Source organism: Rhodococcus sp. 06-462-5, assembly GCF_002258315.1.
Lineage (GTDB): Bacteria > Actinomycetota > Actinomycetes > Mycobacteriales > Mycobacteriaceae > Rhodococcoides.
In genome coordinates, this window is the sequence record NZ_NOYD01000001.1 from 152,025 (window position 1) to 164,636 (window position 12,612).

Sequence of the window (12,612 nt, forward strand, 5' to 3'; positions counted from 1 at the left end):
GCCGTGTTGTGGAACAGTGAGGGTATGACGAGCACAAGGAAGTCCGACCAGGGTCGGTCGACCACCGGTACCGCAGCGTCCGCGCTGCTCGGGGCCGCATCCGCCGCGAGCAAGGGCCCGGCCGGGGTGGGCCTGCTGTTGGCCAGGAAGGGCTACGGGCTGGCCCGCAAACAAGCTGCGGAGCGCCGGGCAGTGACCGCGGAACGTATTGCCGAAGCGAATCGCACTCGAGCGCTGGTCACGGCCGACTCAGGATCACGTCGGACCCGGCGAATCCTGGTGTTCGGTGCCGCTGCTGCCGTCGTCGGAAGTGTCGTGTTCTTCCTCGGTCGCCGTCGGAACGAGGTGCCCCCGCCCGCCGACGTTCCGCCGAGCCTGGCCGACTACGACGACACGCCGTCATAGGTACAGAACCTTCTGCAACAGATCGAGCAGACCCGGCCTCGTTCTGGTCACGGCCTCCGCGCTGCGGTCGGCGACGACCAAGGCCGTGTTGTGTCCGCTGGTGGAGCCCTCGGTGAGATAGTCGCTGTGCCCGATCGAGCCAACGGTTTGATCAGAGGGCTCGGTGGACATCAGAGTGACTCCGTCGAGCGCACCCGGATCACGGCCGAACGCACCCAGGTCGGCGACGATATCGCCCTCGGCTTCCGCCGCGAACACGTGTCCGACGGCAATCTGCAGATCTGCGACGCTGTGTGTGCCGAGTCCCGGTGATCCGAGAGCCACGAACTCGTCGACCCCGGTGTCGCCTCGGAGCGCAGATGCCGCGGTGAGGGATCCGTACGAGTGGGCCAACACCGACAGATGCGGATCGCTCGCACGCGCGGCGTCGAGGCCGTCCAGGAACGGAACAAGTCGATCCGCTCCCGCCCGCGCGGCCGCCTCCGAGACCACGGTCCTGTCCGGATCGAGCAAGCTCCACCCCAGCTGTGGGGCCTGGTAGTCCAGCCAGGTCACCGCAGCCGCAGACTCCGGTGGATCCTGTGAAACAAGTTGCTGCACAGCATTTTCGACGTTCTCCATATCGCCGTCGTAGCGGAGAAGATGTCCGTGCACAGTCGAGCCGAGACCGGGCACGAACACGGCGACATGGGTCGCCGTGTCGACGTCGCCGACCGCTACGGCCGCCATCGTCTCCTCGTACGAGGAATTGTCGAGGACCAGAAGCTGCCGAGCCCCCTGCGCCAGCGTCGCGTCGATCGCATCGAGTGATGCCAGCCGTGTGCGAGTCTGTTCGAGTCCGGCATCGGCGTCACTGAAGAGCCCGCCGAACACGTTGTCCGCCAACTCTTTCTGTAGTTCGGCTTCGACGGCGCGGAGGCGGATACGCTCGGCGGCCAACACGCGACGGTTGGCACCGTCTCGCACCCGACCAGGCAGGCCGTCGAGATTGCCGATCAGCGCCGGCTGTTCGACGAGCAGCCTGGTGCGTGCGGCAGGCGAGAGCGCGCTCCAGAAGGCAGCATTGGCCGCCGGTGATCCGTCGCGCGGCACCGAAGCCGCAACTGCCGTCGCAACGGAGGCTGCGGAGGTTCCCCCGGCGAGGCGTCGAGCAAGGATGTCGTCGAAGTCCGTGGCCGTACGAATCAGCTGCGCGATTCGCTCGGCGAGCTCCTCACGACACCGCCGCCGCTCTCGCATCGTCGACCACAGATCCACGAGCGCAACCGAATACGACGCTGCAGCGTCGGACACCGAGCCGTCGGATTCGACCACGAACCGTTCGTCCGCTGCCGTCTGCTCCACCGAGCGGAGGGCAGCGAGCAGACTCTGCATGTCGATCGAGGCATCCGCGGTGCATCTCGCGATTCGGAGCAACTCGGCTGCGGCATCTCCCAGATCGGACCGGAGGCGTCTCATCGCCTCCCGTGCCACCTCGGCCGCGGGACCGTCCCACCCCTTGCCCACGACCTCGTCCGCTACCGCATCGTGTACGGCAGCCACTTCACGCCACCGCCGCATCAGGGCTTCGGACGCGGTCACCAACACTCGGCTGTCCCATGACCTGAACTCGTCGAGAGTGACCATCGCGTATCCCCCGCAGCATCGTCGTTGTCGACGAGTCAACGCGAGAAGGACACCGCTCCGGGAAATCTATCCCCAGCCTGTGGATGAAATCTGGGGATCAAGCATGCTTCGCCCGAGCGCTACTGGGCAATCTTGCGAATCGGGCCGCTGCGACCGGCGTCGGGATCGGACGGCCGAGTCGTCCTCGGCGGCCGGCTTCGCTTCGCCCGGTACAGATCGGCGTCGGCTGCCCGATAGATTTCACCCCAGCGGCGACCAGCGGGCATGCAGGCCAATCCAACGCTCCATTCCGCGCGATGAGCGCGGCGCAGTCGCTCGATGATCTGCCAGGCCTCCTTCTCGAGAACCCCCGGCATGAACAGCACGAATTCGTCTCCGCCGAGCCGACCGAGAACATCCCGTCTGGTCAACTGCCCCTTCCAGGCCTTCGAGACCCGGGCGAGCAGGACGTCACCGGCAATATGGCCGTACTCGTCGTTGATCTCCTTGAAATTGTCCAGGTCGAGCACGGCAAGGCTGACCGACAATCCACGAGCAGCACATGCCGGCAGCATCTTCTCGATCTTGGACTCGAACCCGAACCTGTTCAGCAGACCGGTCAGAGCGTCGTGTGTCGCGGAATAACGCATTCGACGCGCGAAGACGCCGAACACCTCCGTCGCACCGACGATGCCGAGCGCCACGAGGATGTAACTGATGAACGGTGTTCCGTACGGCGCGATCGCCGCTCCGATGACCGCCGAAACAGCAAGCACCGCAACCCAAATGCCTGCACTGCGTTCGGACCAGAACGCACCGATGTGCATGCCGAGGAACATGGCCGCCTGGACGCAGATCAAGAATGCCGGCATGGTGTCGCTGCTCCCCAGCGCACAGGCGAGTGCCATCACCGACAACGCGGTCGCCAATCCCACCGCGTGTTTGGGGCTCGGCACACCCGCCCTCGCCAGCACCACGATCGCCGCCGGACCCAGGAGCAGAGCCAACGCGGCCAGAACCTGCTGCGCGCCGGTCAGATTCGACCACGACGCTATCGCGCTGGCAGCGTAGAGAACTGTGGTGACCGCCGCGAAGACCGCGAGCATGCGGCCGGACTCGTCGAACCTGGGCCGGCTCACCGGTCGATTCCAACCGTGCTGGACCATGATTCGGCCGACTGGAGGCAGCGTTCACCGACAGAAACGCCACCACTCACCCGATACCCCCCAGGCACCATCGGCCCTCCCCACGCACTACGGCCATCGCCTCACATGACCCAACGATGCCCGGACTCTAACACCTCCGAGACGTGATCACGACTCTGGCCAGCGAAGGCGCAGCAGGTCAGGACGCCTTCTCGGCGCGCGCTGCTTCCCTGGCGAGCAGTCGATCGCGAGACTCCTCGAACTTGGTCGCCTTGACTGCCAAGTCTTCGACGAACGCTGCCAGCCGATCGCGATCCCGCTCGCCCTCACCCGTGAAATCGTCGCGCTCGAAGATCTTCCACTTGCGCAGGACAGGCATCAACACCTCGTCCAGATGCTGCCGAAGATCGTAGATCCCATGCTTGGCCAAGGTCATCGCGTTCTTGCGGAAATTGGGCATGTTCAGACCGGGCATCTGGAAGTCGGTGGCGACATCGGTGATGGCTCGGACCATCTGATCGGGCACCAGATCCAGCGACGCCTCCCCGAGGTTCCGGTAGAAGATCATGTGCAGGTTCTCGTCCGCGGCAACACGAGCCAACATTCGATCCGCCACCGGATCTCCGCACGCCAACCCCGTGTTTCGGTGCGACACCCGCGTCGCCAACTCCTGAAACGTCACGTACGCCACCGAATGCAGAAAATTTGCGCCGTCCATCGGCGCATCGATACCCACCGTCATGTGGTGCATTCGAGCCCGCTCCAACTCCACGGGGTCGACCGCACGGGTCACCACCAGATAGTCGCGCATGACGATGCCGTGGCGATTCTCTTCCGCAGTCCAGCGCCCCACCCACGTGCCCCAAGCACCGTCCAACGAGAAGTTGTCTGCCAACCCCCGGTGATACGACGGCAAATTGTCTTCGGTGAGCAAATTGGTGATCATCGCCGTGCGAGCCAGTTCCGACAACGACGACTGCTCGAGAGACCAGTCCTGTCCACCCATCGCCGCAAAGTTCCGACCCAGATCCCACGGAACGTAATCATGTGGATGCCATTCCTTCGCCATCGACAGATGGCGATTCAAATTGGCTTCCAGCGTGCCGTCGAGTTCCGTCAACAGCTCTTCATGATCGAGAACACGCGTCATCTGCGGGACTCCTTCGAGATTCGAGATGCCCGAATCGCCAACCGATTCGAGACAGTGGCGAACACCGCCCGCCGCGATCGAACGACGGCACACCCCCCTGCGGTGCGCCGTCGCGACCGTTCACGCCGATCCGAGAACCGACGTGCATTGCACACCGACCACGCTAAGGACCGATCCACCGATACGACACAGAACCGACGACTGTCTGGATATGTGGGCGCCGAAGCACAGAGCGGCTTGGGTCCAATCACAACCGGTCCGCCGAATCCGCTCCGGAACTGCTGGCACTCGAGTGCACTCAATGTCACGTCGAGTGGACTTTTGGGGGGTCAATGTCACATCGAGTGGACTTGGGGGGCCGGCTGGGGACACAAAAAAGGACGCCCACCGAAGTGGACGTCCTTTTTATTGTGGAGCCTAGGAGATTCGAACTCCTGACATCTGCCTTGCAAAGGCAGCGCTCTACCAACTGAGCTAAGGCCCCGGGTGTTGCCGTTGATCGTAGACGAACCTTACACGTCCACTCCGAGCGATTATCACGCGGTGGGGATGCTGTGCCAGACGCCGTCTGCGCTGCGCTGCGAGCGCACCTTCGATAGTGTCAGCACTGCAATCACCGCCGATGCGACCAGAAGAAGGATTTTCACGTCCTGCCTCTTTTCGTTCGTTCGGTGTGGGCCTAGGAGGACTTGAACCTCCGACCTCTTCCTTATCAGGGAAGCGCTCTAACCGCCTGAGCTATAGGCCCTCATCACTACTTCGGACCGAAGAAAACCTCTCCTCGAACCGAGGGATGAGATTACCGTATCGGGCCGCTGTCTTCCAAAACGGCCCGATACGGCTCTCGATGGTGCAGGTCAGTCGCGGTCTGCCAGTGTCACTTCGACGCCACCGACCAGGTCCGACGACAGGTTGTAGATGAAGGCGCCGATGGTGGTCAGAGCAGTGAAGAGTACGACATTGATCACACCGATCACCGCCGCGTAGCCGAATACCTGCCCGGCACTGACGAGTCCGCCGCCGCCGGATTCGTTGACGATCTCGGTGAACGCACTGTTGAGACGTTCCCAGACGCCCATGCCGTCGAGCACGGCGTACAGCAGGCCGACCGACACCATCCACACGAAGAACAGTGACACCGCGATCACGAGCGCGATCTTGAGAGTCGACCACGGATCGATCTTGCGGATCTGGATGGTCGCCCGCAGCGGATCGCCGTCGGCACTGGGCACGGCCGTGATGGCCGCAGGAGCCGCACGCTCGGACAGGGACGGCTCCGGGTGCCGCACGGCAGACAGATCCGGCATGTCCTTCGCCAGATCCTTGCGTTCGATGTGCCGTGTCGGTCCGTCGATGCCCGCAGCCTTCGACCGAGCGGCTTCTCGCCGTTCGGTCTTGTCCTCGGTCGATTCGCGCTGGATCGGCTCGGCGGCAGTACGAGCCGATCGATCGAACTCTGCATTCGGAGGCAGTGCCGCACCGCGTCCGGAGAGGTTGGTCTGCGGCTGGTTCTGCGGCTGCTGCCGATCGTCCGTTCCCTGCGATGCGGGACGCTGACCGGCTCCACGCTGCCAGGGCGGCGTTCCTGAGCCACCGTGCGGACCGTCGTTCTGTTGGGCCGGCATCGCCTGAGTCGCTGCCGGACCGGCCTGATCCTGACCCCGAGCGGCCTCCGGCGCACGGGACGCATCACCGGTAGCGGTCGACTCGGCCGATACCTCAGAACTGCGCACGGTCTCGTCGGGTGCCGAGGGCTGCGGGGCTGCCTGACGCGGAGGCTGACCGGCAGGAGCCTGCCGCTGCGGCGGCTGTCCGTTCGGCGGCGGACCACCGTTGGGCCGGCCGGTCGGTTGCTGACCAGGGCCGGCCGGACGGCCAGGACCCTGGGGCGGCTGCGGCGGACCGGCAGGAGCCTGGCCCTGCCGAGGCGCAGTCGGTCCCTGCTTGGTGGCCCCCGAAGGAGCCTGAGGCGGCGGTCCCTGAGGTGCAGGCGGTCCCTGAGGTGCAGACGGTCGCTGTGGGGGCGGGGGTCCCTGAGTCGGACGTGCCGGACCGTTCGGAGCACCCTGTGCCGGTCGCATCGGAGGGCGAGCACCTCCCTGCGGGGCTGGACCACGGCCCGCGGCGGGCGCGGGACGAGTGGCCGGCTGCGGGCGGTTGCCCGGGCGAGCTCCCTCGGGCGGCGCGGGACGCGCGGGCTGCTCAGCCCGGCTGTCCGGTCCACCGCTGGGGCCGGGCCTGCTACCAGGCCGGTTGGGAGTGCTCACTTACGACTCCTTCGCTGCATCGTCTTCGGTGCCCAGAGCATCCGGTTCGATCTCGTCGGCGTTGCGCGCGATCGCGAGCAGTGTGTCGCCTTCACCGAGATTCATCAACCGCACGCCCTTGGTCTGTCGGCCGGCCTTCCGGACCTGCTTGGCAGCGGTCCGGATTACACCACCACTGGACGTGATGGCGTACAGCTCGTCCTCGTCGTCGACGATGAGAGCTCCTACCAGCGTGCCACGCTTCGGGTCGTACTGAATTGTCAGCACTCCCTTTCCGCCGCGGCCCTGCTGGGGGTAGTCCTCCATCGCGGTGCGCTTGGAGTATCCACCCGAGGTGGCGACCAGCAAGAACTTGTTCTCGCTCACGACGTTCAGCGAGAGCAACGCGTCCTCGCCGTTGAAGCGCATGCCCTGCACACCCGAGGTGGCACGACCCATCGGACGCAACACCTCGTCGGTGGCAGAGAACCGGATGGACTGACCCTGTGCCGAGACCAGCAGTAGATCGTCGTCCGAGGACGCGAGAACGGCCCCGACCAACTCGTCCTCGCCGCGCAGGTTGACCGCGACGATGCCGCCGCTGCGGTTGGAGTCGAAGTCGGTCAGACGCGACTTCTTGACCAGACCGCCCTTGGTGGCGAGCACCAGGTACGGCGCATCCTCGTAGGTCTTGATCTGGATGACCTGCGCGATGCGTTCGTCCGGCTGGAAGGCGAGCAGGTTCGCAACGTGCTGACCGCGGGCGGTTCGGTTCGCCTCGGGCAGTTCGTAGGCCTTGGCCCGGTAGACGCGACCCTTGGTGGTGAAGAACAGGATCCAGTCGTGCGTCGAGCAGACGAAGAACTTGCTGACGATGTCGTCCTGCTTGAGCCCCGCGCCCATCACTCCCTTGCCGCCGCGCTTCTGCGAGCGGTAGAGATCGGTCTTGGTGCGCTTGGCGTATCCGGTCTCGGTGATCGTGACGACCACGTTCTCCCGGGCGATCAGATCCTCGTCGTTGACGTCCCCGTCGGCGGCGATGATGCGCGTACGACGGTCGTCGCCGAACTTCTCGACGATCTCGGCGAGCTCGTCTCGCACGATCTGTCGCTGCCGCTCCGGCTTGGCCAGAATGTCCTGCAGGTCGGCGATGGTGCGTTCGAGTTCGGCCAACTCGTCGATGATCTTCTGACGCTCGAGGGCTGCGAGGCGTCGCAGCTGCATGTCGAGGATGGCCTGGGCCTGAATGTCGTCGATGTCGAGCAGCGAGATCAGGCCCTGCCGCGCGTCGTCGACCGTCGGAGATGCCCGGATCAGCGCGATGACCTCGTCGAGCGCATCGAGAGCCTTGACCAGGCCGCGCAGAATATGGGCGCGCTCTTCGGCCTTGCGCAGGCGATACCGCGTACGTCGAACGATCACGTCGAGTTGGTGAGTGACGTAGAAGCGGATCATCTGATCCAGGCGCAGCGTGCGCGGAACGCCGTCGACGATCGAGAGCATGTTCGCGCCGAAGCTCGTCTGCAGCTGCGAATGCTTGTAGAGGTTGTTGAGCACCACCTTCGCGACGGCGTCGCGCTTGATCGTGACGACGATGCGCATGCCGACACGGTCGGAGGACTCGTCGTCGATCTTGGAGATGCCCGACAGCTTGCCGTCTCGGACCTGCTCGGCGATCGAGGTGATCAGGTTGTCCGGGTTGACCTGGTAGGGCAGCTCGGTGATGACGATCGTGGTGCGACCGTTGGAATCCTCTTCGATCTCGACGACGCCGCGCATGCGGATCGAACCGCGGCCGGTGGAGTACGCATCCTGGATGCCCTGGCCACCGACGATGAGTCCGTGCGTCGGGAAGTCGGGGCCCTTGACGCGTTCCATGCAGGCCGCGAGCGTCGCTTCTTCGTCGGCCTCGAAGTTGTCGAGGGCCCAGAAAACCGCGTCGCCCAGTTCACGCAGGTTGTGCGGCGGAATGTTGGTGGCCATACCGACGGCGATGCCGTTGGAGCCGTTCATCAACAGGTTCGGCACGCGCGACGGAAGTACCGTCGGCTCTTGGGTCTTGCCGTCGTAGTTGGGGATGAAGTCGACGGTTTCCTCGTCGATGTCGCGCAACATCTCCATCGCGAGCGGGGTCAGCCGAGCCTCGGTGTAACGCATCGCTGCGGCGCCGTCGTTGCCGCGGGAGCCGAAGTTGCCCTGGCCGTCGACCAGCGGGTAGCGCATCGACCACGGCTGGGCCAGACGCACCAGTGCGTCGTAGATCGAGGTGTCGCCGTGGGGGTGGTAGTTACCCATCGTTTCGGCAACGGGGCGTGCGGATTTGACGTAGCTGCGGTCGGGGCGGAAGCCCGAGTCGTACATCGCGTACAGCACGCGGCGGTGCACCGGCTTGAGTCCGTCACGCACCTCGGGCAGTGCACGCCCGACGATGACGCTCATCGCGTAATCGATGTAGCTGCGTTGCATTTCCTGCTGGATGTCGACCGGATCGATCCGGTCGCCGCCCTCGGCGTTGGTGGTCGACCCCGGCGGGGGTCCTACCGGCGGTTCGGTGATGTCAGACATGCAAATCTCCTCGAGAAACGGTCACCTTCACGCACCGAGAAGACTCATCGGTGCGTGAAGGGAAGTGACTAAACGTCAAGAAAGCGAACATCTTTCGCGTTGCGGGCGATGAAGCTACGACGCGCGGAGACGTCTTCGCCCATCAGCACGCTGAACAGCTCGTCGGCAGCCGCCGCGTCGTCCAGGGTCACCAGACGCAGGACGCGGACCGACGGATCCATGGTGGTCTCCCACAGTTCCTTGGCGTTCATCTCGCCGAGGCCCTTGTAGCGCTGGACGCCGTCCTCGACGTTGATCTTGCGCTTGTTGGCGATGCCGGCCTCGAGCAGACCGTCACGCTCGCGGTCGGAGTAGGCGAAGTCTGGTTCGCCGCGGCTCCACTTCAGCTTGTACAGCGGCGGCATGGCGAGGTAGACGTGGCCGTGCTCGATCAGCGGTCGCATGAAGCGGAACAGCAGCGTCATCAGCAGGGTGGAGATGTGCTGGCCGTCGACGTCGGCGTCGGCCATCAGCACGATCTTGTGATAGCGGAGCTTGGTGATGTCGAACTCGTCGTGGATGCCGGTGCCGAACGCGGTGATGATCGACTGGACCTCGTTGTTCTTGAGGACGCGGTCGATGCGAGCCTTCTCGACGTTGATGATCTTTCCGCGCAGCGGCAGGATCGCCTGGAACATCGAATCGCGTCCGGACTTGGCCGAGCCGCCTGCGGAGTCGCCCTCCACGATGTAGATCTCGGACTTGCTCGGATCGTTCGAGCGGCAGTCGGCGAGCTTGCCGGGAAGTCCACCGATGTCGGTTGCGCTCTTGCGGCGCACCAACTCTCGCGCTTTACGTGCGGCCATTCGGGCCTGCGCGGAGGAGACCGCCTTGTTGATGATGGTCTTGGCGTCGGCCGGGTTCGATTCGAACCAGTGCGCCAGGTGCTCGTTGCATGCCTTCTGCACGAACGACCGAATCTCGGTGTTGCCGAGCTTGGTCTTGGTCTGCCCTTCGAACTGCGGCTCCCCGACCCGCACCGAGATGACTGCGGCAAGGCCCTCGCGAATGTCGTCGCCGGTGAGCTTGACGTCCTTTTCCTTGACGAGCTTCTTCTCGAGCGCGTACTTGTTCACCGTGGAGGTCAACGCGGTTCGGAAGCCCTCTTCGTGGGTTCCGCCCTCGTGCGTGTTGATGGTGTTCGCGAAGGTGTGTACCGACTCGGAGTACCCGGCGTTCCACTGCATGGCGATCTCGACCTCGTGGCCCTCACCCTTGCCGGTGAAGCCGACGACCGAGTTGTGGATCGCGGTCTTCGTCCTGTTGATGTGCTTGACGAAGTCGACCAAGCCGTCCGGGTAGTGATAGGTCCGCTTGCGCACCTTGGCCGGCTTCGCGACGGCCGCGTCGGCCTGCTCCTCCTCGGCGGTCTTGGGCGCCTCGGCGGTCTCACCGAGTTCTTCCTCGGTGGCGTCGGTGGCTGCGACTCGCTCGTCGGTGAAGTTGATGGTCAGTCCCTTGTTCAGGAACGCCATCTCCTGCAGGCGACGATGCACGGTCTCGAAGCTGTAGTCGAGGGTCTCGAAGATCTTGCCGTCAGCCCAGAAGCGCACGGTGGTACCGGTCTCGTCGGTATCGCCGACCGTCTCGAGGGGGCTCGGCTTGGCGTAGTCGTAGGTCTGCTTGTAGCGATGACCGTCGCGCGCAATCTGCAGTTCGACCTTGGTGGAGAGCGCGTTGACCACCGAGATGCCGACACCGTGGAGTCCACCGGAGACCGCGTAGGAGTCGGAGTCGAACTTGCCGCCTGCGTGCAGCTGGGTCATGACGACCTCGACGGTGGGGACACCGGAGGAGTGCATGGCGACGGGGATTCCTCGACCGTCGTCCTTGACCTCGACGCTGCCGTCCTCGTGGATGGTGACGTCGACGGTGGAGGCATAGCCGGCCATGGCCTCGTCGACGGAGTTGTCGACGACCTCCCAGATCAGGTGGTGCAGGCCTCGTTCACCGGTGGAACCGATGTACATACCGGGCCTCTTACGAACCGCTTCCAGGCCCTCGAGGACCGTGATGGACGAAGCGCCGTAATCCTTGCTGTTCTCGTTGTTACCTGACTTCTGGGCAGCCACGGTTAGCTGGTTCTCCTTCTACGCGTCCACTACCCCGCTCACACCCGACAGGGTGCTACCGCAGGGATGGACGCAGACGATTCCGGCCGCGCCCGGGTCCATGCGTTTGTTCCGGGCTTGATGTCGTACCGGTCCATAGTACTGGTTGCCCACGACAGCATGGGCACGATGACACCCCTAAAAGGCCCCTGATTGCTTCACAGGCGCATTTTCTCGGTCTCGGACGACAAAGATGAAGGGTGAAACCAGCGGCTCCGTCAGAGATCGAGCACGATCCGTTCACCCTCGGAACGCGAGACGCAGATCAACATCTCGTGTTGCTGCTCCTCGGCCGTGAGCCTGTTCTCTCGATGCTGCGGTGTTCCGCTCAGTACTCGAACGCGACACGTCCCGCAGAAACCCTGCTGGCACGAGTACGCCACATCCGGACGCAGACGCCGAATGGCATGCAGCGCAGTCTCGTCCGAACCCACTGCGATGATCTGCCCGGAATCGACGAGCTGCACCTCGAACTCGGCACCGTTCTTCACCGGCGGAGGCGAGAACCGCTCGAAGTGCAGATGCGTGGCGGGCAACGAGTCGAACGAGGCCCGAACCAGGTCGATCATCGGCGGAGGTCCACACACGTAGACCGAACCGCCCGGTGCCGCGGCACCGAGCAGATCCATGCTCGACGGCATACCGTCCACATCGTCGGTCCGCACCGTGACGCGATCGGCCTCCCAGCCGGCGATCTCGTCGAGGAACGGCATCGATTCCCGCGAACGGCCGCAGTAGACCAGGTGCCAGTCCATCCCCGTCTCCCGAGCCCGGCGCACCATCGCGATGATGGCGGTGATCCCGATTCCTCCGGCCACGAACACTGCATGCTCGGACCGTACGAACGGAAAACCGTTGCGCGGCCCTCGAATCGAGACCTCGGTACCGACCGGAAGGTCGTGCATCTCGCGTGACCCGCCGCCGCCGTCGGGCACCAGGCGCACCGCGATGGAGTACGTGTCGGCATCCGGCCGGCCACACAACGAGTACTGCCGACGGCGTCCCGACGGGAGATAGAAGTCCAGATGCATTCCGGGTGCCCACGCAGGCAGCACCGCGCCGTCGGCGGCCGAGAACGTCAGTTGGACCACTTGCTCGTCGACGCACAGGACGTCGCGTGAAACCAGTGTCAGCAATCGGGTGCGGGCGACGGGCGGTGCCGCGAACGACGCGTCGTAATCGTCACCGTCGAGCAGAGCGAACCATTTGTCGAGCGCATCGGTCACCAGAGACACGGTCTGATCGGGCTCGTCGCGCCCGTACAGATTCTTCGGAATCGTGCGTCCCACGCGAAACGAGTCCACCATCTGTGCCATTGCGCCGAGCTTGCTCCGCAACGTGCGTTT

Annotated in this window: 8 protein-coding genes and 2 tRNA genes; 1 reads left to right on the forward strand and 9 read right to left on the reverse strand. The window is 64.5% G+C overall.

The features are described 5' to 3' along the window. The first annotated feature begins 24 nt into the window (after nt 1-24). Nucleotides 25-405 carry a hypothetical protein gene (locus CH251_RS00755; RefSeq protein ID WP_143537935.1) on the forward strand — a complete coding sequence of 127 codons (381 nt, stop codon included), beginning with the start codon at nt 25-27 and terminating at the stop codon, nt 403-405. Here the strand turns inward: CH251_RS00755 and CH251_RS00760 are convergent. From CH251_RS00760 to CH251_RS00800, 9 genes are all read right to left on the reverse strand, one after another. Next, on the reverse strand, nt 400-2,031 hold the full coding sequence (locus CH251_RS00760; RefSeq protein WP_094611385.1) for an alpha/beta hydrolase: 1,632 nt from the start codon (nt 2,029-2,031) through the stop codon (nt 400-402). The two genes, CH251_RS00755 and CH251_RS00760, sit on opposite strands and share 6 nt — an antisense overlap. 119 nt (nt 2,032-2,150) lie before the next feature. After that, complete coding sequence (locus tag CH251_RS00765; protein ID WP_256978736.1) at nt 2,151-3,149, reverse strand: diguanylate cyclase; 999 nt, start codon at nt 3,147-3,149, stop codon at nt 2,151-2,153. A 205-nt stretch (nt 3,150-3,354) separates the two neighbouring features. Then, entirely contained in the window at nt 3,355-4,305 is a 951-nt protein-coding gene (locus CH251_RS00770) for an acyl-ACP desaturase (RefSeq protein ID WP_094611637.1), read from the reverse strand. 411 nt (nt 4,306-4,716) lie between these two features. Next, a tRNA-Ala gene (locus CH251_RS00775) sits at nt 4,717-4,789 on the reverse strand. A gap of 190 nt (nt 4,790-4,979) precedes the next feature. After that, a tRNA-Ile gene (locus tag CH251_RS00780) sits at nt 4,980-5,053 on the reverse strand. 109 nt (nt 5,054-5,162) lie between these two features. Next, nucleotides 5,163-6,038, reverse strand: a complete 876-nt coding sequence (locus tag CH251_RS27320; protein WP_256978738.1) for a DUF3566 domain-containing protein — start codon at nt 6,036-6,038, stop codon at nt 5,163-5,165. A gap of 534 nt (nt 6,039-6,572) precedes the next feature. Further along, entirely contained in the window at nt 6,573-9,116 is a 2,544-nt protein-coding gene (gene gyrA / locus CH251_RS00790; RefSeq protein WP_094611386.1) for a DNA gyrase subunit A, read from the reverse strand. 68 nt (nt 9,117-9,184) lie between these two features. Next, a complete protein-coding gene (gene gyrB, locus CH251_RS00795; protein WP_094611387.1) occupies nt 9,185-11,227 on the reverse strand; it encodes a DNA topoisomerase (ATP-hydrolyzing) subunit B in 2,043 nt (680 codons plus the stop codon). A gap of 257 nt (nt 11,228-11,484) precedes the next feature. Continuing rightward, a complete protein-coding gene (locus CH251_RS00800; RefSeq protein WP_094611639.1) occupies nt 11,485-12,582 on the reverse strand; it encodes a PDR/VanB family oxidoreductase in 1,098 nt (365 codons plus the stop codon). Nucleotides 12,583-12,612: the final 30 nt, after the last annotated feature.